This window comes from Lysinibacillus zambalensis, assembly GCF_040183165.1.
Lineage (GTDB): Bacteria > Bacillota > Bacilli > Bacillales_A > Planococcaceae > Lysinibacillus > Lysinibacillus zambalensis.
Genome location: NZ_JBEGDG010000015.1, coordinates 17,987 through 38,779, shown reverse-complemented (window position 1 = coordinate 38,779; position 20,793 = coordinate 17,987). Strand labels below are relative to the sequence as shown.

Annotated in this window: 21 protein-coding genes and 1 pseudogene; 15 read left to right on the top strand and 7 right to left on the bottom strand. The window is 34.0% G+C overall.

The genetic code is table 11. The annotated features are described in order from the left end of the window. Positions 1 to 267 precede the first annotated feature (267 nt). The 4 genes from ABNX05_RS17905 to ABNX05_RS17890 all read left to right on the top strand — a co-directional run bounded on the left by ABNX05_RS17905 (position 268) and on the right by ABNX05_RS17890 (position 4,561). On the top strand, positions 268 to 969 hold the full coding sequence (locus tag ABNX05_RS17905; protein WP_349660949.1) for a YjjG family noncanonical pyrimidine nucleotidase: 702 nt from the start codon (positions 268 to 270) through the stop codon (positions 967 to 969). 603 nt (positions 970 to 1,572) lie between these two features. Then, on the top strand, positions 1,573 to 2,364 hold the full coding sequence (locus ABNX05_RS17900; RefSeq protein ID WP_349660948.1) for a methyltransferase domain-containing protein: 792 nt from the start codon (positions 1,573 to 1,575) through the stop codon (positions 2,362 to 2,364). Between the two features lie 24 nt (positions 2,365 to 2,388). Further along, on the top strand, positions 2,389 to 3,678 hold the full coding sequence (locus ABNX05_RS17895) for an opine metallophore biosynthesis dehydrogenase (protein WP_349660947.1): 1,290 nt from the start codon (positions 2,389 to 2,391) through the stop codon (positions 3,676 to 3,678). A gap of 247 nt (positions 3,679 to 3,925) precedes the next feature. Continuing rightward, positions 3,926 to 4,561: a 50S ribosomal protein L25/general stress protein Ctc gene (locus ABNX05_RS17890; protein ID WP_349660946.1), complete on the top strand. Its 636-nt coding sequence runs from the start codon at positions 3,926 to 3,928 to the stop codon at positions 4,559 to 4,561. Between the two features lie 49 nt (positions 4,562 to 4,610). Here the strand turns inward: ABNX05_RS17890 and ABNX05_RS17885 are convergent, their stop codons facing one another. The 3 genes from ABNX05_RS17885 to ABNX05_RS17875 form a co-directional block, all read right to left on the bottom strand. Next, positions 4,611 to 5,216: a DUF2812 domain-containing protein gene (locus tag ABNX05_RS17885; RefSeq protein ID WP_349660945.1), complete on the bottom strand. Its 606-nt coding sequence runs from the start codon at positions 5,214 to 5,216 to the stop codon at positions 4,611 to 4,613. Further along, entirely contained in the window at positions 5,203 to 5,490 is a 288-nt protein-coding gene (locus ABNX05_RS17880; RefSeq protein ID WP_349661023.1) for a PadR family transcriptional regulator, read from the bottom strand. The genes ABNX05_RS17885 and ABNX05_RS17880 overlap by 14 nt, the downstream gene beginning before the upstream one ends. 144 nt (positions 5,491 to 5,634) lie before the next feature. Then, complete coding sequence (locus ABNX05_RS17875) at positions 5,635 to 6,261, bottom strand: YczE/YyaS/YitT family protein (RefSeq protein WP_349661022.1); 627 nt, start codon at positions 6,259 to 6,261, stop codon at positions 5,635 to 5,637. A gap of 159 nt (positions 6,262 to 6,420) precedes the next feature. On the opposite strand from ABNX05_RS17875, the gene ABNX05_RS17870 reads away from it, so the two are divergent. The 3 genes from ABNX05_RS17870 to ABNX05_RS17860 all read left to right on the top strand — a co-directional run bounded on the left by ABNX05_RS17870 (position 6,421) and on the right by ABNX05_RS17860 (position 8,174). Then, positions 6,421 to 6,843: a pyridoxamine 5'-phosphate oxidase family protein gene (locus ABNX05_RS17870; RefSeq protein ID WP_132359637.1), complete on the top strand. Its 423-nt coding sequence runs from the start codon at positions 6,421 to 6,423 to the stop codon at positions 6,841 to 6,843. A 257-nt stretch (positions 6,844 to 7,100) separates the two neighbouring features. Then, positions 7,101 to 7,448, top strand: coding sequence for a hypothetical protein (locus ABNX05_RS17865; RefSeq protein WP_349660944.1), 348 nt, complete (start codon positions 7,101 to 7,103; stop codon positions 7,446 to 7,448). A gap of 87 nt (positions 7,449 to 7,535) precedes the next feature. Further along, positions 7,536 to 8,174, top strand: coding sequence for a hypothetical protein (locus tag ABNX05_RS17860; RefSeq protein ID WP_349660943.1), 639 nt, complete (start codon positions 7,536 to 7,538; stop codon positions 8,172 to 8,174). 215 nt (positions 8,175 to 8,389) lie between these two features. Here ABNX05_RS17860 and ABNX05_RS17855 read toward each other — a convergent pair whose 3' ends face one another. Next, positions 8,390 to 8,947, bottom strand: coding sequence for a flavodoxin family protein (locus ABNX05_RS17855; protein WP_349660942.1), 558 nt, complete (start codon positions 8,945 to 8,947; stop codon positions 8,390 to 8,392). A 113-nt stretch (positions 8,948 to 9,060) separates the two neighbouring features. Between ABNX05_RS17855 and ABNX05_RS17850 the strand changes: the two genes are divergently transcribed. Continuing rightward, positions 9,061 to 9,951: a LysR family transcriptional regulator gene (locus ABNX05_RS17850; RefSeq protein ID WP_349660941.1), complete on the top strand. Its 891-nt coding sequence runs from the start codon at positions 9,061 to 9,063 to the stop codon at positions 9,949 to 9,951. A 198-nt stretch (positions 9,952 to 10,149) separates the two neighbouring features. Here the strand turns inward: ABNX05_RS17850 and ABNX05_RS17845 are convergent, their stop codons facing one another. Further along, entirely contained in the window at positions 10,150 to 11,175 is a 1,026-nt protein-coding gene (locus tag ABNX05_RS17845; protein ID WP_349660940.1) for an S-layer homology domain-containing protein, read from the bottom strand. 149 nt (positions 11,176 to 11,324) lie between these two features. On the opposite strand from ABNX05_RS17845, the gene ABNX05_RS17840 reads away from it, so the two are divergent. From ABNX05_RS17840 to ABNX05_RS17825, 4 genes are all read left to right on the top strand, one after another. Beyond that, positions 11,325 to 12,257, top strand: coding sequence for a bile acid:sodium symporter family protein (locus ABNX05_RS17840; protein WP_349660939.1), 933 nt, complete (start codon positions 11,325 to 11,327; stop codon positions 12,255 to 12,257). A 338-nt stretch (positions 12,258 to 12,595) separates the two neighbouring features. Continuing rightward, positions 12,596 to 12,751, top strand: coding sequence for a hypothetical protein (locus ABNX05_RS17835; protein ID WP_349660938.1), 156 nt, complete (start codon positions 12,596 to 12,598; stop codon positions 12,749 to 12,751). A gap of 193 nt (positions 12,752 to 12,944) precedes the next feature. Beyond that, the gene (locus ABNX05_RS17830) at positions 12,945 to 14,132 is read left to right on the top strand and encodes an MFS transporter (protein ID WP_349660937.1); all 1,188 of its coding nucleotides are present in this window, start codon (positions 12,945 to 12,947) and stop codon (positions 14,130 to 14,132) included. Between the two features lie 345 nt (positions 14,133 to 14,477). Beyond that, positions 14,478 to 15,746: an MFS transporter gene (locus tag ABNX05_RS17825; RefSeq protein ID WP_349660936.1), complete on the top strand. Its 1,269-nt coding sequence runs from the start codon at positions 14,478 to 14,480 to the stop codon at positions 15,744 to 15,746. A 437-nt stretch (positions 15,747 to 16,183) separates the two neighbouring features. Here ABNX05_RS17825 and ABNX05_RS17820 read toward each other — a convergent pair whose 3' ends face one another. Together ABNX05_RS17820 and ABNX05_RS17815 are read right to left on the bottom strand one after the other, a co-directional pair. Beyond that, positions 16,184 to 16,555, bottom strand: coding sequence for a hypothetical protein (locus ABNX05_RS17820; protein WP_349660935.1), 372 nt, complete (start codon positions 16,553 to 16,555; stop codon positions 16,184 to 16,186). A 251-nt stretch (positions 16,556 to 16,806) separates the two neighbouring features. After that, positions 16,807 to 16,929 (bottom strand): hypothetical protein, encoded by a 123-nt coding sequence (locus tag ABNX05_RS17815; protein WP_349660934.1) that lies wholly within the window; start codon positions 16,927 to 16,929, stop codon positions 16,807 to 16,809. A 216-nt stretch (positions 16,930 to 17,145) separates the two neighbouring features. Here ABNX05_RS17815 and ABNX05_RS17810 point away from each other — a divergent pair. The 3 genes and pseudogenes from ABNX05_RS17810 to ABNX05_RS17800 all read left to right on the top strand — a co-directional run bounded on the left by ABNX05_RS17810 (position 17,146) and on the right by ABNX05_RS17800 (position 20,500). After that, a pseudogene (locus ABNX05_RS17810) lies at positions 17,146 to 18,479 on the top strand (IS3 family transposase). A gap of 434 nt (positions 18,480 to 18,913) precedes the next feature. Next, on the top strand, positions 18,914 to 19,801 hold the full coding sequence (gene vanY, locus ABNX05_RS17805; protein WP_349660933.1) for a VanY-A/VanY-F/VanY-M family D-Ala-D-Ala carboxypeptidase: 888 nt from the start codon (positions 18,914 to 18,916) through the stop codon (positions 19,799 to 19,801). 165 nt (positions 19,802 to 19,966) lie between these two features. Next, on the top strand, positions 19,967 to 20,500 hold the full coding sequence (locus tag ABNX05_RS17800; RefSeq protein ID WP_349660932.1) for a VanZ family protein: 534 nt from the start codon (positions 19,967 to 19,969) through the stop codon (positions 20,498 to 20,500). The last annotated feature ends 293 nt before the right edge of the window (positions 20,501 to 20,793 follow it).

Sequence of the window (20,793 nt, the reverse complement as noted above, 5' to 3'; positions counted from 1 at the left end):
AGATGTTGTATTAGGTAGCACTAACATTAACTGTTTCGTGTGTGTAAAGCTTCCTAAACCACCAAAACAATAAGCCGAAGACCTAGATATTCTAGGTTTTTTCTTTTAGGGAAAAAGTTTAAATATTTTTTATAGCTCTCCTTATATGATATTTCTCAAAATTCCGCAAAGTTGATAGGTGGGTAAATTTACTGTTATTTTTCTAAAAAAGCGTTATGATAGTAGGAATGATATGGTAATACAGCAACGAAGAAAGTAGGAAAAGACATGACTAAGTATGAAACACTATTGTTTGACGTGGATGACACATTATTGGATTTTGACTTGGCTGAAAATGCAGCACTGGATCGTTTATTTAAACAGGAAAATATTGCAGTAACTCCGACGATGATTGCGCGTTATAAAGAGATTAATGAATCTATGTGGCGTGCTTTTGAACGTGGTGAGGTGTCTAAAAATACATTACATAACACTCGATTTTCGATTGCGTTAAAGGAATTCGGCTTAGAGGTAGATGGGGAGTACTTTGAAGCGGTCTTTCAAAAATATTTGAAGGAGGCACATCATTTTGTAGATGGTGCCTACGAAGTAATCGAACAGCTTGCCGATAACTATGAATTATATGTCGTTTCAAATGGTAAAACAATGACTCAAAATAAACGTCTAGAGGATGCAAATTTAGCACGATTTTTTAAAGACATTTTTATTTCAGAACAAACAGGCTATCAAAAACCAATGCCAGCTTTTTTCGATTATGTTTTTGAGCGTATCGAACATATAAATAAAGATAAAACCTTGATTATTGGTGATTCCTTAACATCCGATGTTAAAGGTGGACTACAAGCCGGAATTGATACATGCTGGTTTAATATACGTGATATTGAAAATACAAGCGATATTCAACCACATTTTGAAATTAAAAAGCTTCATGATTTACACGTATTATTAGATAATAAAGTAACAATTTGATAAGTACATGTCTGAACTACGCTTCAACTGTTCGTAAGTCTGAACAGTTGAGGTGTAGTTTTTTGATTGAACAATTATTGAAAAGTACTATACTTTTGGGAGTTGAATCCAGTATTTGTTCATGTATTCAGATAAGACATAGATCCCAATAAATATGTTGGTGTTTTGCTTGCTTTAGGAATTTTAAACCGGAAAACGCCATCTACTTTTGATTCAAATACTATCGTCAGGGGGAAACGTTGCGTCATAATTTGCCCCAAATGACAAGATAAATTTATTAAAAATGCTAGTGGTGTCATTGGATGTTGTACGTAGAATATAAAAGTAGTCAGTATAAGTCGAGGACATGATGTCTCTCGATTTTTTTTGTTGTTTTTTCAGTGAATGAATTTGTCAATATTAGCATGAATTTTTTTAGTGTAAGTATTAAACAAAAGGGGTACCACATATAATTTTTATTGCTACCTAGATAAGTCATAGTACAGTGAACATGCTAGTTAGAAGCATAAGAACAAAATCTATCGGTTTATTTATCTTATATAAAAAAGTGCGGTTGCGAGAGAGGGATAGTTGAATAATCTACAAACATTGGGAGTGACAAAAGTGAAAAATCCAGAAACCTTATTAATGAAATTACATTACTTTGCTAGTAAGCTTGAGTTTTTAATTGACAAACATAATCAAGATCAAATGGTAGGTTATTATTCAGAGCTAGAGGAAGTGATTGATGATTATTCTTCCTTTATAACTAACGGTGAGAATGAAAATCAATGGCATAATTTAGAACAAACATATGAAATCTCACTATTAATCGAGAAGTTAAGAAAAATGTCTGCTAATTGTGTGAAAATAATGGAAAAATATTGGGCTTTGAAATACTTACATGAAACCGAAGAGATGACGGATTATTTTCGCAATATAGAGGTCTGCATTGAAAAAGAACTTAGTGATTTTCCTATTACTAATAAATCAAAGGTGTTAGTAGTAGGGTCAGGTCCTTTTCCAATAACATTATTATCGATTGCTAAACGTACAGGAGCAAAAGTTTTTGGTATTGATATTGACGATGAAGCTATTCTGTTGGGGAGAAAAGTGGCTGCTAAACTTGGAAATCATACAATTCAGATTGAAAATAAATCAGTGAATGAACTTCAATCCATTCAACAGATTAGTCATATTATTTTTAGCTCAACAGTCAATTGTAAATATGACATATTAGAACAATTACATAATTTAACAAAAAAGGACGTGATGATTGCGATGCGTTATGGGAATGCTTTAAAGTCTCTTTTTAATTACCCAATGGAAACAGTAGATGCAACAAAATGGCGTATAGTCGAGCAAATTGCAGTCCCTCAAGGTGTATTTGATATCGCTTTATATCAAAAAGTGTAAATACTAAATTTTAAGGAGAATGATATGACATTTTTCAAAAAGGTTTTATTATTAGGGACAGGGCCAACATCTGTTCAATTAGCTGTAAATTTTAGAAGTCATTTCAATAGCAAAGTGGGGATTGCTGGTCGAGAGTCTTCACGTTCAAATCTGTTCTTTGAAAAAACAATCAAACAACAACGTACACTTAAAGCACATATACAAAATAAACAGCATCAGACTGCAGCTGGAGAATGTGTGATTGATTGTCTTTTTAAAGATTATAATACAATATCAGGAGATTGGGATACCATTATTCTCAGTGTGACTACAGATGCCTATTTGGCTGTATTTTCACAAATTGATATCCATGTTTTGAAGCAAGCCAAGTGTATTGTATTGATTTCTCCTACATTTGGCTCGAATCAATTAATTTCTAACTATTTAAAACAGATATCCTCCTGTGCTGAGGTAATTAGTTTATCTACATATTATGGTGATACTAGATGGTTAAACGGTGTGCCATCGAATGAAGTGTTAACTACTGGGATAAAGAAAACGGTTTATATTGGATCGAATCAATCAAAATCGGAACATATGGATAAACTAAGCGAGTTATTTAATCAGCTAGGAATTTATGTGAAAGTTTTAGCATCACCATTAGAAGCGGAAACAAGAAATATTTCCTTATACGTACATCCAGCACTGTTTATGAATGATTTTTCATTAAAGGCAATATTTGAAGAGCAAGAGACTATAAAGTATGTTTATAAGCTTTATCCTGAGGGACCTATTACGTACACAATGATTCGCCATTTACTAAATCATTGGAAAGAAATGATGAAAATAGTAACGCATGTCAATATTCAGCCTCTAAATCTTTTGAAATTTATGGTAGATGATAATTATTCATTACAACCGCCAAGTATAGCACGACAAGATGTAGAAGATTTTGAAAAACTGGAGTCTATTCATCAGGAGTATCTGCTGTATATACGTTATGCATCGTTATTGATTGATCCATTTTCTAAACCTGATCAAGAGGGAAGATACTTTGATTTTTCAGCTGTGCCTATAAAAAGGATATTTATGAATCATGAAGGTATATGGGATATCCCTAGAATGCCAAAAGAGGATTACTATCGTCTGAAAATTATTCAAGGGGTAGCTAGAGCCTTAAAACTTGAATGTCCAACGATTGATCAATTTATATTTACGTATGAACAAAAGCTCAAGCAAGTAGTAGCATCATCTGAGCAAATGTCCTTTTCTGAAGCATTTCAAATAAAAACTTTTTCAAAAGATATTAATATGATTTGTAAAGAATTAATATAAAAACGAGTGAATAATGGTGGACATTTCATTCGGTGGCATTTTAATGTTTAGGGCATGGTATACGATTGAAGGAAATATGCTACGTATCATTTTAGGGTAATTTTAGCGGGCAATGTACTGTTATTGAATGGAGTAGCTGTTTACTAACCTACAGCTATTTATTGAACAGTAGATTCAATAGGTATAAAAATCATTAGAACGGGCAAAACCTTTTATGAGACTAGTTTCCATGAAAGGGGAAAAGACGATGAATACTGTTTTAACTGTAAATAAACGCGATAAAGGGCGTAATTCATCATTAACTCAACTTAGACAGAACGGTGCTATTCCGGGTGTTGTTTATGGCTATCAAATGGAATCCACAGCAGTATCACTGGATGCCAGACAATTTGCAAAAATGTTAGCTCAATTCGGCAATAAAAATGTCTTTCAATTAGATGTAGACGGTAAACGTGTCAACGCGGTATTAACAGAAGTACAACGCTGTGCGTTAAAGGGCAATGTTAAGCATGTAGATTTTAAGTCCATCAATATGTCCGAAGAACTAGAGGTTGATATTCCAGTAACGGTTAAGGGTCATGCTATTGGAGTTGCTGATGGTGGTTTCCTATTACAGCCTAACCGTGAAGTTCGCATAAAAGTAAGTCCGTCAGAAATTCCTGAAACAATAGAGGTGGATGTGACTGATGTAGCAATCGGGACATCACTTTATGTAGGAGATATTCGCGAAAAGTTCTCTTTTGAAATATTACAGGAAGATGACTATACATTAGTGACGATTACACCTCCTGCCGCTGAAAATGTACAGGAGGACGACATAGTGGATGGGACCCCTGAAGTAATCGAGGCTACTGGGAAAAATCCATCTGCGTCAGAAGAATAGCAACAAAAAAGGAGCCATCTTACACGTGCGGTAAGAGGTTCCTTGCTGTTTATTGCATAAACTGCTGTAAAGATTTGCGGTAACGGAAATACGTCACTACATACATACCGAAAGTTGCGAAAAAGAGCCAAGGTAGGATAAACCGCATGATGGCAAGGGGTGTTTCAAATAAAAAAGAAAAAAGGAAAGAAAAACCTTCTTCATCCCATAAACCTGGCGTAAAATAAGCATCCTTTATATTGAAAGGGTAAAAGTTATCATTGGAATAAAACATCATTAACCATATAAAAAAGAGTATGGCCCAATAGCTAGAATGCTTCATTAATCGTTTATATTTAGCAATTTGCGAATCATGATCAGAAAATAATTCATCATTGCCATCTTTTCTTTTAAACCAATAATAGGAACCATCATACGATTTTTCTTTTAATGTTTGCCATCCAAAATCCTCATATAACTGTTTATAGTTAGTTCGCTCTGCTTTTTTAAGATCTTGCTGAAAATCAATACGGATAACTTGTTCAAGATCATCTGTCTTTTTAAATGTATAAAAACCGCCAGAAATCACATTTGTACAAACCCATCCTTTGGACAACATATGATTTAACCATTTTTCTTCTTTTTCGATATCAAAAAAGAGTTTAAACTTGATCATGTCCATCAGCTCCCTCATATAAAGATAAAATTCGCTGCAATCTTTTTTGCTCAGCCGATAATATTTCTAATCCCTCAGCTGTTGTTTGATAAACCTTACGTCTCGTATCTTGGGTCTCTACAGGTGAAATCCAATGGTATTTCAACAAATTTTCAATTGCGCCATACATAGTGCCGGCCGCAATCCTTACACTACCAGCGCTCATTTCCTCGATTTTTTGCATCATCGCATAGCCATGAAGCGGTTCACGTAAGGCGAGTAAAATATAATGCATGGTTTCAGATAAAGGTAGTAATTTATGTTTTTTCACAAGTTCACCTCATATACAGTTCAACTATATAGTTCGATTATATATAGTTAAACTGTATATTTCAACCGAATAAAAAAAGACAATGCACTTTTGCATTGTCTTGTAAGCCTATACTACAGCGCTTTTCACGCCAGTCCATCTCATAAATAATTTTTCATTATATGTTAAAGCAAACTGTACAATCGGTCCTAGTCCGAAAGCCATTAGCACAGTACCAACGCCGATAGGACCACCTAGTAAAAAGCCAATCAAAGCGACAGTTACTTCCATAGTTGTTCGAGAGCGTGTGACACTCCAGCCAAGCTTATGAACCATTAGAAGCATTAATGAATCACGAGGACCAATCCCTAAATTTGCCACCATATACATACCGCAACCCCAGCCAAGTAATAGTAAGCCACATACATATGAAAGCAGTTGCAACCAAAAACCATCTATATCAGGAATCAAATAGTTAAAAATATCAATAAAGATTCCTGCTAAAAACATATCTATAAACGTACCCGGCAGTGGGAATTTCTTTGTTATTACTATATCAAATGCTATTATGGCTAGTCCGATGAGAATGGACCAAGTACCAATAGTTAATCCCAATGTTTTAGCTAGTCCAATATGTAATACATCCCATGAACCAACACCGAAAATCTGACCTTTAATTGTCAATGTTATACCTAAGGATAAAAGCAAAATACCCGTTAAGAAGAACAGACACCGTGTGAAAAATGCTTCCTTCATCATTATAACCCTCATTCTAAAAATTCATGTTGTTCAACAAATTATTATAACAATAGATTTTAAAATGAATCGAAAATTGTCAATTCATATTTTTCAAAAAATATGATTAACTAAGCTAAATAAGGACAAAATAGTATGGATAAGAAAGGATGAGATGATATGACCTCTGTGCGAGATGAAATACTAGAAGTTTTAAATCGTGAAAAAATAGGAACGATGGCAACCGTTGAGAATGGCAAACCGTACTCACGTTATATGACATTCCAACATGAAGATTTTGTATTGTACACAGTAACGAATAAACATTCTGAAAAAATGGAAGAGCTTCGTAAAAACCCATATACACATATATTATATGGATACGAAAATGGAGGTTTTGGTGACACGTACGTTGAAATTGAAGGAAAGCTAACAGAGATTTTAGAGGAAGGAATAAAAAATAAGTTAGCCGAACTTTTTACAAGCATTTTCGTTGGTAATCAAGATGAAATGATTACATTAAAAATCGAGCCAATACGTATGCGATTAATGAATAAAAAAGGCGATCCACCTAAAGAGCTAGAATTTACAAACGACCATTAAAATGTGGTCGTTTTTTGATTACAGTGTGATTTAAAAAACATGGTATAGCGAAAATAGCTTTCTAGGGAACTTGCGTTAACTATATTAATAGCTTCGTATTATTAATTTTTTTTCTAATTTACGGTTTATGGTTGTTTTTTTAGTATTAAAAACCTCTTTATTAGATACATATTCAAAAGTTCAATAATGACCGGTTATTTGTAAATTAAGTTGAATATGTAAATGTAACTTAACTATCAAGGAGAGGAGGAAGTAGTATGAGTCATGAAGTAAATACTGTACAGCCATTTGTTACATGTACGGGAAATGGAGGGGTAGCAAAAATTGAAGATCAGGGCGGCGGAAAAATATGGTGGTATGTTAACCCGAAATTTAGTACTCTATATTCATTTGTTGGAGAAATTTTAATTTCAAATGGAAAAAAAGTTGTTAACACAATCCCAGTAAGTGGAATGGGTCAAGCGACAAAGGCATTAACTGACATTGCCTATGGACCGTCAACTGGAGGGAAAACTTACTCAGTGAAACTAACAGGAGTAGCAAGAGACAATCAAGGAACATCGAGTTTTGTGGTTCCAAACTGTAGTACTGCTTATAGAAAATAAAAAATTAAAAAAACTAAGTCCTTGAGGCTTAGTTTTTTTGTTATTATAAGGTAATAATCAATTAAAAAATAAAGGTGGGATGAAGTAGTGATTCTTCGAAATGATTGTTCAATCATATTAAATTTTCTTGTCTATGTTTCAAACGTTTATAAAAACTACTATGAATATAGTGATGAACCAAAAGTATTTCCTTTCTTGTATTTAGAGAAAAATACACTTTTATCAATGGATGCTTTTATAGATGAAATATCCAAATATTGGGAAAATTATATTCACTCTCTCCACGATCGTATTATTGACAATGAAGTTCTAACAATGGATATCAATTTTATAAATAAGCCAAATAGTTTTAATTATCATACCCTCTTTAAAAATAATATAGAAGGCAAGGAGACATTTGATCAAATATTGAAGTCCTTTAAAGTTTGGTGGTTCAGTCCTTATAATGGATATCGAATAGGAGACCAACTATCTGGGGATGTAATTCCAATAGTTTGGGAAGGGATAAAAAATAAACTTCTTACTAAATATAGTACGTTACCAAATTATAATTTTGTGTTATTTGCTATATATGACAATGTCCCATTTAGTTTACAAAGTAAGGGGAGTAACTTCATTATTGAGCCACTGTCAAATCTTGATTTAAAATATAAAGATGAAAGTGAACAATCAAAAAGCATCAGCTGCTTGGTAGATAAATTTACACAAAAATTGTTTAGCGAATAGGATTTTTAATTTTTTGTTTTTAAATTTAGTGAAGATTACAAGCAAAAGGAGAAGTCGCCCCCAGAAAAGCACTCAGTCGGAGCGGAAATCAACCACTCGTTTTGCTGAAGGGGGACTTTTAAGAGGATGCCTTAATTCTCACTAAAATTTTCTCGATCATTTTGTTTCAACATAATGAAACGACCTAAAAGCATAGCTGCTTTCAGGTCGTTTTTTTAAATGGGATAGATACGTGCTTTTAACTGCTTATTTAAAATAGATGCCTGCGTCAGTGCTTGTTCATCGTGACGTATCTCACCAGGTTTGTTTGCCTCTCCAATGATGTACGAGGAGAACGGCATCTTTAAGAAGTCAAAAATATACTGGAATTGCTGAATCATTGGTAGACCCTTTATATATGGGGCATCACCACCGACGGCAAGAACGATGGCCTCGGTAGTTTGTAGCTTTTCTTTTAGCTGTGGGAAACGCTCATCTCGAATAGCATGACTCAGTCGATCTACCATGTTTTTCATTATTCCTGACATGCTGTACCAATAGATCGGTGTGGCAAAAATAACGACGTCACTTGTTAAAAGCGCATGGATAATTTGATCATAATCATCATCTACAAACTGAAAGCCATTATCATCATGGCGCAAATCGTGAATAGGCTCGATCGTTAAATTTTTTAGATCTATTTTTTTATGATGTAAGCCCTCTAAAACATAATTAGCTAATTGTTCACTATTACTATCGGCTCTAGAGCTACCAATAAATGCGGTAATGTTCATGAAAATCCTCCTCTGTCCTTCAGGTTATAACTAGTGTAAACTTATCTTTATTATCGATAAAGCTGAATGTTTCGATGGAATGTATCGAAAAAAACGATTTAGGGGTGGGGAAGATGGATATTAAACAGCTGCAAACGTTTTTAACAGCTTCAGAAACGTTAAGTTTTACGCAAACAGCACAGCTATTAGATTATGCTCAATCGAGTATTACAGCACAAATTAAATCGCTTGAAGAAGAGCTTGGTGTAGTCCTTTTTGAGCGGCTTGGCAAACGCATCACTCTTACGGAGGAGGGCCAGCGATTACAACAGTATGCACAAAAAATGTTAGATCTAAATGTGGAGATGAAAAAAGCTGTATTAAATGAACAAACACAAGCGGTATTAAAAATTGGTGCACAGGAAAGTCAATGTGTATACCGTCTGCCAAGTGTTTTACAACAATTTCAGAAATCCCATCCACAAGTCAAAATCATTTTTAAACCTGTGCATACAACTGAAATAGCCAAAGATTTATTACAGTCAGGCAATTTAGATATAGCATTTATTACGGATGCCTATAAGGAAACACCTATGTTACATCGTGAGCGACTTATTCAAGAGCAATTAGTTTTTGTCAGTGCACCTACTGATAGCAATGAGGAGAGAGCGGTATTTTCTTTACTGCAACTTTCAAATGAAACGATGCTTCTGACGGAGAGCGGTTGCTCTTACCGTAATCAATTGGAAGTACAGCTGCAACAAGAAGCTGCGCTTCCAATACAAATGATTGAATTTGCAAGTATTGAAGCCATTAAGCAATGTGTGATGGCGGGCTTAGGTATTACGTTTTTACCCAAAATGGTGGTGGAGGAGGAGCTAAAAAACAAACGTTTACAAGAATTGGTTACATCAACGAAATTAGCAAACATTTTTACGGATATCGCTTGGCATAAGGATAAGCATATATCTCCGTATCTCGCTGATTTTATAGAGATTGCTATGAAAATGTATAAGAAGTTTTAAGGGCATATATTGTTTACCCGTGACTTTTTTCAAAATGGATTCTATTTGTTTACTGACTAAGCAATCTTTTAAAGTACAAAGTTATATCAAAAAAGTGCGAATGAATTTTTTAATCCATTTGCACTTTTTAGTTCTTTTCACAATTGAAGAGTATTATTGTGATTAATAAAGGGCCATACAGTTTGATCTATGGGGAATTTATTGCTTCTTTAAAGTCCCGGAAAAATTCGTTCCTTCGTCATGCTCTTTACGACAATCTACCTCGGTAATTTTAAGCGCATTATTATGACGTTCAAATTCCAAGACACATCGATTGCCGTTTGAGGATTTATTCATCACGGCCTTAGTGTTAGAAGTAATCGTCGCTGTCCCATCGACACTCCCTGCAGCTGTCCCATCATTGGCAGTCATGAAAATAGTAAAGCTTTTGCTTGTTGCGTTTGAAATATAGGCATCACGGCGATTAAAATCAGTTGAGCCAGTCCCCCATTTATAGTAATACGAATAGGTGCCATTCCAAGCACTATTAGAAGGTGTTGTCAGCTGCATTGTTTTATCTAGCTGATTTTGGCCATTTTTCGCTCGTGTATTTAATGAAGCATTACTCATATTTTCGTTGATTTTTTGTGCGTAATCTGAAATCTCATAAAAATTTCTTTCATCCATACGGTGTAGCATTGTAACGACTTGAGCTCGCGTCATATTGTTTGACACGCCAAAAAATTTCTGTAAATTACGGTTTTCATACTGTAAGTTTTGACCAGTGGAAATGTAATAATCGAGTAAAAACTGTATGGATTGATCTAATCCACTTTTACCATTAACTAAATGTGAAATAGCCTGTGCCACAACCCCGCGCTTCACATTAGCTCCTCGAATATTGTTATCGAAATACCCGTTTAATGGTACACCATAGCTTGCAAGTCGATTGTAAAATTCATCAGACCAGTTTGCTAGAGGGGTTTGTTTTTTTAGCTCATCATAAGGTGATTCGAGCTCATAAAAATTAGCAAGTAGTTTTGCGAATTGTTGCTCCGTGATTGTTGCATTGGGCTTAAATGTACCATCTGCATAGCCATTAACGATATCATATTCCTCTGCCCACAGGATGGCTTCATACGCATAGTGATCTTCTGGCACATCTTTAAAACCAGCAGCTTGCACAGTGTATCCACTTGCCACAACAAGTATGGGAAGCAATAAAGCGAACACTATTTTTTTCATTTGTCTCTGTCATCCTTTCTTTCTAGTACTATTAATAGTTTGAAGGATATGGATAAAAACTGCAAATTTTTCTAGTTTATTTTAAGTAGAAAGGATGAGATAGTGCAATCCTATAAGAGATTCTTTTGGGAAAGAAGGAATAAACAGAGATGTTGAATAGTTTCAATAAATATCTCCAAAAATGGATGCCTATTTTAACACCACTAAGTTTAGTGGTGGGTGTTTTATTGGGGAATGTAGGGCATCAGCTTCTATTTTTAATGCCGTGGCTTTTTGCTTTTATGACGTTTGCAGGTAGTTTAAATATGAGTTTTGAAGGGATAAAAAATCTTCGAAGTTACTCAAAGGTTATAGTAATAGCCCTTGTATTTTTACATCTGATGATGCCAATGTGGGCTTATTTTGTATCAACCGTTATCTTTCACGATCACTTACTAACGATTGGCTTTGTCTTATCGGTCGCTGTGCCAACTGGAGTAACGAGTTTTATTTGGGTAAGTATTTGTAGAGGACATCTTCCATTGTGTCTTGCGATTATTTTAATCGACACACTTATATCACCCGTAGTTATTCCTGCTTTACTACATATTGTTATGGGGCAAACAATCGAAATTGATACTGCAGGTCTAATGCTAGATTTACTTTGGATGATTGTTGTGCCTTCACTTGTAGGTGTAGCGTTAAACGAGTTGACGAAAGGCAATATTGCAATGACACTAGGAAAGAAATTAGCCCCTTTTTCAAAACTAAGCTTATTTAGCATTGTGATGATTAATAGTAGCGCAATCGCCCCGTATATTAAACATTTTAGCTGGGAACTTGTCGTTGTTATAGTAGTCGTATTTGTTCTAGCTGTATCAGGATATGCGCTATGTTTAGTACTCGGGGAGGGATACAAGTATTATAACAATGTTTGTTTTTACAGGAGGGATGCGGAATATTGCTGTTGGAGTAGTGATAGCCACTACATACTTTCAAAAACGGTCATGCCAGTAGTATTTGGTATGTTATTTCAGCAAGTTCTAGCCTCATTCTTTAGCCGAATAGTTGAGCAGTATCAGTTGAAAGTTTCGAAAGGCTAAATATGTTCGCAATTCTTATGTGGAAGTGAATAAATTTTTTAAGACTTACGCTATCGATTGTTATTAAGACGCCACATTAATTTCATTAATTGTCCCAAAAGAAGAAGAGAACAAAAAATGTGATGTAATATAATCAAATGAAAATATCAAAATATGAGGTTTCCATTATGCTACCTTCAGAATATGATGAAGATAAGCAGTATCCATCGTTATGTGGGATGGGGGAGATAGTCTATTTTAAAATTTTACATTAATAATAATTTGAAAGTAAATATCAGTTGTGTTTGCGAAAGTATTATGAATGCTAATTATGTCTCATAAGAAAGAAGAGTGCGCGAATGAAAGAATTAGATGATTTGAAGCTGACGATTCTTCCGTTAATTATTTTACTGATTCTTATACTATTGTGGAAACTGACCGAATCTGTTGGAGCAGGTATATTGATTATTATTTTCTGGATAGGCTGGCGGCGCCTTATTAGAAAATCACTATAAATTGAATATGAGTTACAGCCTGCTTTATTCAAAAAAAGCTAAACATCGTTTGATACTGGAATCAAACGGTGTTTTTTTGCTTTTGCCTCTAATCTTCTGCATAGTTCTTACTTTTGAAAAACGACTATGTACGATTATTTGTAATTTTGTTACTATGTAGTAATTAATAAATGAAACAACAAGGAGATACGGCATGTGGCATAATCGGAATGTATGGATTATTTTATTGGGTGAATTTGTCGTTGGTCTTGGCTTATGGGCTGGGATTATAGGCAATCTAGCTTTTATGCAAGAGGTCGTTCCCTCTGACTTTCACAAATCATTAATTATTTCTTGCGGTATATTGGCTGGCTTAATAGTAGGTCCGTTGGCAGGACGTATTATTGATAATTCGCAGAAAAAAACAGTTATACAGTGGGCAAGTGTAGGACGAATTATAAGTGTTTTATTTATGTTTATGGCACTTTTTACAAATTCGGTTGTATGGATGATTCTTTTTTTAATTACGCTGCAAATAGCAGCAGCCTTTTATATGCCTGCTCTACAATCTATTATTCCAATGATTGTTAAGGATAAGGATTTAATCACACTTAATGCTTGGCAAATGAATGCCCGAACGATTTCAAGGATAATTGGTACGGCTGCAGCAGGATTCATGTTAAGTTTCTTTGAGTTGAAATGGTTGTACATCATTTCATTTATTGTCTATATTTTGATGTTTGTTATTACGAGCTTCCTACAATTAGACGAGATGGATAATCATTCTTTAGCAACTAAGGAAAAGGGCGGCTTTAAAGAAGTGTTACCGATGGTGAAGGAGCACCCAATAGTTTTAATGACACTTGTTTTAATGTTAATTCCAACATTATTTTTAGGTTCCTTTAATTTAGTTATTATGAAAATTTCTGAGATTCATCATTCAACGACAATATCTGGATTATTGTATACAGTTGAGGGCATTGGTTTTATGCTTGGGGCAGCTGGTTTAAAATTGATTACGGAACGGGTGAAAATTGGTACACTCCTCTTTACTTTAGCATTTATCATCGGCTCGATGGAGCTCATGCTACTATTATCGGATATTAAATTTTTTGCATTAGTAGCTTTTGGCGTTTTTGGTTTTTCAGTAGGCTGTTTTTTCCCAACGACCATGGTGATTTTTCAAAAGCAAGTGCCAAAAGATTTTCATGGCCGATTTTTCTCATTCCGTAATATGATCGATTCTGTCATCTTTCAAGTCGTCTTATTGTCAACAGGCATGATGCTAGATTTAGTTGGTTTAAGTGGATTGGGACTAGTTTTTGGTATAATCAGCTTAAGCTTAACGATCACTTTTTTATTATATTCAAAGAAAAAGAATGTTGTGATGCAAGCGCATTAATTAAAAAGGAACTGTCAAATTTGTATTCTACTTTGACAGTTCTATCTTCTTATTACGTTCTATATACATTTTACATAGGAATATTTAGGATACGGTCTATGGACGGTACTTCTGCTTTCTTTTGCTAAGAACTTTTATGACTAACGAGGACAGGTTTGTTGAATGGAAAAGTAATAAAAGTAATAGATGGTATTTTTATTTGAATTCTAAATAATATTGCGATCTCTTGATAAAATATCTATTGTCAAATCTCTGCAATGAATGATTTTGTAGAAGTTGTCGAATGGGCTGACAAAATGATTATGTTTAATCATTAAGATAAGTAGAAAGAAGGTATTGAAAAAAATGTTTGGAAAAACACAAGACCCGATAGAGACTTATATAGAATCACCCGAAAAGCTAAAGAGCTTATATAGACGAGTGCTACTCGTTGTTAGTCTCTCACAAGTTTTTGGTGGGGCAGGACTTGCAGCAGGTATTACGGTAGGGGCTCTTTTAGCTCAACAAATGCTAGGAACGGATGCTTATGCAGGCGTACCTTCCGCTTTATTAACTTTAGGGTCGGCGGGGACAGCTTTAATTGTGGGGAAATTATCTCAACGTTATGGTCGTCGTACAGGTTTATCGGCAGGTTTTATTGTCGGAGGACTCGGTGCAATTGGTGTAGTGATTGCTGCCATCATAAATAGTGTCATTTTATTATTCGCTTCTCTACTAATCTATGGCGCAGGAACTGCAACAAATTTACAAGCCCGCTATGCAGGGACAGATTTAGCCAATAATAAACAACGAGCAACGGCTATCAGTACAACAATGGTGATGACAACATTCGGTGCTGTTGCAGGGCCAAATCTAGTAGATATTATGGGGGGATTTGCTGTTTCTATTGGTGTGCCGGCTCTTGCGGGTCCCTTTATCTTATCAGCAACAGCATATATCTTAGCGGGTTTGGTCCTTTTTATTATGTTACGTCCGGATCCATTAGAAATAGCGAAAATGATTGAAGCGCACAAACAAGAAACTGAGCATGGGAATAAGATCGAATCCTTTAATAAAAAAGTTTCTAATAAAAGTGGTCTTGCAGTAGGTGCAACGGTTATGGTACTTACCCAAATTGTAATGGTTGCTATCATGACAATGACACCCATACATATGAAACATCATGGTCATGGTTTATCGGAAGTAGGAATTGTTATAGGATTTCATGTAGGTGCTATGTATCTTCCGTCGCTCGTAACAGGTATTCTTGTGGATAAAGTCGGACGAACAGCCATGAGTATTGCTTCCGGAGTGACTTTGTTATTTGCAGGTTTATTAGCCGCATTCGCACCGAGCGATTCTTTAGTTCTATTAATCGTAGCACTTTCTTTACTTGGAATAGGGTGGAACTTTGGCTTAATTAGTGGTACTGCACAAATAGTTGATTCAACAGAGCCTTCTACACGTGCAAAAACGCAAGGGAAAATAGATGTTTTAGTTGCACTAGCAGGAGCTTCTGGTGGTGCTCTCTCAGGCATGGTAGTGGCTAATGCAAGCTATGCAACATTATCTTTAGCTGGAGGTCTATTATCTTTGATCCTTATTCCAGTTGTCATTTGGACAAAAAAATCTTGAGATAAATTATATGATACTAACAATGGTTACTAAAATAGTTTCAAAGTAACCAATGCAATCTTTTTTTAAACAAGCAGTGAAATCAAGAATTTAGAGTGAATTTAAATAAAACTTACAACTTCAAGAGCTTCAGTAGCGAAAGAATTAGAAATTGATCATTCAATGATAAGACTTTGATTTCAGGCAAGAGACTACTAATATGCCAAAGCAGAAGAATTATTATAAATATGGTAACTAAACAACAACACTTGGAAATGTTTAGGGGTAACCAACGGCTTTAAGGGGATGTTTCAAAGTGAAAATGAAACCCATTTCCTACAGTCATTTTGATGATATAAAATACAACAAAGTATAATTAAGATAAAAAGATGTCTGCTTATGGGGGAAGCAGACATCTTTTTTATAAAGGATTCTAATGTGCAATAAAATTATTGTCCTCAAATACCTGTTTTATATTTAGAAATATTTTTTTCTTTTTCAAAAATAGAAGTATTCTGTTCATATTTTTTTGGATTAGATAACTTTTCAACCTGTTGTATCAACATATCATTTAAATCTCCGGACTCTTTCATATTTTTTGGGGTTTGTTTAACATCCATAATAAGTACTCTTTGTCCATTTGGTTTCACAATATATTTACGTATATAACCATTTTCATATCTGATTTCAAGTTTAGATTTGTTATTTTTTTCGTCTTCGTCTTTATGTATATTTTCATTTCCAAATAAATCTAAGAGATTTTCATTTTTTATATTTTTATTTACCTCTGTTTTTAAATAATTTAATGTACTACCGGTTTGAATTTTCATTCATAATTCTCCTTCGTTTCAAAATATAGTAAATCAAAAGCTTTGTGTTAAATAAACTTAAAATAGGTTTAATTATGTATTTTTGTATAATTTGTTAAAACCTATAAAGTTAATAAATGGGGGTTCTATTATGAAATTCGTCCAGAACTTTTAACATCAGTTTTCTGATACACAAACATTAAGTATTGAACAATATAAGGATTAAACAGCGATTAAAATATCGCTCTATAATCCAGTTATGTATTAAAAAACTACTTTTTTCTTTCAAGTTCCTCTATACGTTTTTCTAACTTTTTGATTTTAGAATCTGCTGAGACAGCAAAAACAAATGACAAACAAGCAAAAGAAAAAGCCATCAGTGCAAAAGAGTCCATTTAAATACCTCCGAATAATAATAAAGGTAAACTTTCTAATTAATGTACGAATAAAATTAAAAAAGGTTTCGAATAGATTTGTGTAGTCCAATGATTTTTGATAAATAAAAACCCGCAACGTTTAAACTGTACCCTATAAGATAGACACTTTGAAAAAAGTCTATCCTATAGGGTACTTTTGTTTATAATGAGAAAAAAGATGTCGGAGCGGAATAAATGACGAAAAGATTATTTACTAAAAAAGAGCAAGAACAACTAAAATGTAATCCTAATATCCAGGCTATTAGTGGTAAAGCAATTACTTATACTGAGGAGTTTAAACGCCATTTTATTGCAGAAAATGAAAAAGGAAAACTCCCAAGAACGATTTTTGAAGAGGCTGGTTTAGATGTAGAACTGATTGGTTTGAAGCGCATTAGTTCAGCGGGTAAGCGTTGGCGTGCAGCTTATCGCACAACTGGAGTAGCTGGTCTACAAGATACACGTAAAACGAATTCAGGTCGTCCAGTAGAACGGGAATTAAGTTTAGAAGAAAAAATTGCACGATTAGAAGCAAAAAATCGATTATTACAAGCGGAGAATGAACTTTTAAAAAAGCTCGATCTACTCGAAAGGCAGATGTTAAAGAAGAAATAACAATCGCAACGGAACTAAAGTTTGAATTAATCAGTAAAACGATTCAAAAATATAAACTAAAACGTTTAGTAAGCTATTTATGTGAAATCATGGGCGTATCTCGTTCATGTTACTATAATTACTTCACAGAGAAATCAATGCAAAAGCGTGCAGCATATGAGTTAGCAGATGAAGCAATCAAAGAGATCATTTTAAAAGCGTATCATTTCCGAGGACGTAGAAAAGGTGCACGTCAGATTAAGATGACGTTAGAAAATCAATATGGAATTACATATAGCTTAAAACGTATTCGCCGTATTATGAAGAAATTCGAGATTGTATGCCCAATTCGAAAAGCGAATCCGGAACGTAGAATGGCCAAAGCAACAAAAGAACATCGTACATGTCCAAATGAATTACAGCGTAACTTTAAACAAGGCGTAGCAGGAAAAGTATTATTAACAGATATCACGTATTTGACGTATGGAAACAGCAAACGTGCTTATTTATCAACGATTAAGGACGCTGAAACAAACGAAATTTTAGCGTATGAAGTATCTGCTTCATTAAGTATGGATATTGCGCTCAATACTCTTCGTAAATTGAAGCGAAATCACCACCATTTAACGAAAGATGCATGTATTCATTCAGATCAAGGATTCCATTATACGAATCCAAAATTCCAGAAACTTGTGAAGAAAATGGGACTAGGGCAATCTATGTCACGCCGAGGAAACTGTTGGGATAACGCCCCTCAAGAATCCTTCTTCGGTCATTTTAAAGATGAAACCAATCTGAAAGCGTGCGAAACATTAGAAGAAGTAAAATGAGAAATAAAAAGTTATATGATGTATTACAACCATTATCGAGGGCAATGGAAGTTGAAAAAACTGCCGCCTGCAAAATACAGACGGCAGCTTCAAAAGGTTGCCTAGCTTTTTTTCAAAATGTCCTTTATAAAGGGTACACTTAATTGTTCCTAAGCTTTTTTTGAGGTTTTAAATGAAAGAAAAAGTTATGAATATAGCATTGGTTTTTTATGTATCTAAAAATATTCCTTTGTTGACGTTTGGTAGGGTACGTCGTCGTCATAAATATCGCAGAGATCCATTGTGCATCAGATAGTGGATAAAAAGCTAATTATTTCTATTGGGTTTTAGCGAAGCGTACACCTAGCTTGTAAATTATAAATATAAATTCAAAACACTTTTATAAATGAAGAGGGAAATTATTTTTTCTTCACTATAGTTAAGGTAGCTTCATATTTTAAGTAAGTAATTTAAGAAAAACTTAAGATTCATCCTACTTTTTTCTTAATTAGTTTTACTTATAATCTTTTAAGTAAAGAAGAATAAGGGAGAAATTAAGAATGAAAAAGTGGGGCTTTTTATTAATTTTTTCAATATGTTTGGGTGTGACAGCCTTTAAGATAGGACCATTCTTTCAAGATGAAAAAGGTGTAATAGGAAATGCCTATAATGAGAATGGTGTAGTGGAGGGAAAGTTGTCTTCTGGAAATATAAAAAAAGTAGAAATTCCAGTAGAACAAATTTATCAAGGAAATTTACTTTTGGTCAACAGTAAGCACCCAGTTCACAATGAAAGTATAAAATCAGATGTCATCAATTTAAATGTTCGCAAAGAATTGGTAAAAGGATACAGATTGTTTAATAGCGAAACATATTTATCAGAAGATATTGCAAGGAAATTTTCGGATATGGTTCTTGATGCGGAAGAAGATGAAGTTTCTAGTTTTTTAATTACAAGTGGTTTTCGAGGATTTGATGAGCAATCTAAACTTTATAAAGAAATGGGTTCCATTCGAGCCTTGCCAGCAGGTTACAGCGAACACAATTTAGGTTTATCGCTTGATGTGGGAAGTACCCAAGGGAAGATGGAGGTAGCACCTGAGGGAGAGTGGATTGCAGAGAACGCTTGGAAATACGGGTTTACTCTACGTTATCCAGAGGATAAAACGGACATAACGGGAATTATGAATGAACCATGGCATATTCGCTATGTCGGTTTACCACATAGTGCGATTATGAAAGAAAAGAATTTTGTGTTAGAGGAATATTTAGACTATCTAAAAGAAGAAAAGCATATTTCTGCTACTGTAAATGGTCAAAAATATGAGGCCTTTTATTATCCTGTTAGTGAAAATACCACTATTAATGTGCCAGCAAATCTTCGTTTTGAGGTATCGGGCAATAATACGGATGGTGTGATAGTGACAATATTTCCTGATAACGTGTAGAAACTTAGGTGAGGGTGCGGAATAAACTGAACGAAATTGATGAACGGTATTACCACACGGCGAAAATAGGGATTAAATTAAGTAAAATATTAATGTTTACAGGGGATTATAATAATATAGGCAGATATCTTATAAGAAAATAAATTAGCATTAGGAGAATACTCTATGAAGATTAATGAAAGCAAAAAAACAGAACACAACTATATTTTGTTAATTATAGGATTAGGATTTTATATTTTTATTTTATTTGCATTTTTATTTTTTAAAGCGAATTCATTTCAATCTATAAATCTTATACCGTTTTATACTATAACAGATTATTTATCTATTGGTGGTATTTTTTCATTAGTTAATGTACTGGGTAATATTGTTTTATTTATACCATTAGGTATCTATTTGATTTTGTTTAATCACAATAAAAGGATATTCATTAACACTTTATGGAGCGTTCTTATTAGTGTGGCAGTTGAGATCTTGCAATACTCATTTAAAGTAGGTGCTACTGATATAGATGATATAATTTTGAATGGATTAGGTGGATTCCTTGGAATTATTATTTATAAAATCTTATGCAAAATTTTTAAAGATAAAGTCGAATATGCTATTGGGTTAATTTCAATTATAGTAGGAATCAGTTTCTTGATTTTGAGTATTTGTTTTTCATCAGGTGTTTTCGGTATTAAAGTTCGCATTCTTTAATATTCTTATACTCTTGCTTGATAGACCTTGCTCTGCACTCTTATTTGCACATTAGTGAATGAATACACTTAAACTCCCATGAGAACGTAATCATCTTTCATTTTCTGTGGTTAGTGTTAATTTCACACGACTTGGATGGCTAACGGGGGCTAGAAAAGGTTAAACTCCATTTTGATTTATATTTTTCAGAATAGAGTTTGTTTCAAGCGTTACTCAATAATAGAAAGGCTTAGGAGTTGTTCCTAAGCTTTTTTAGGTTTTAAATAAAGGCTGTTTTCTCAAAGATTGTTGCT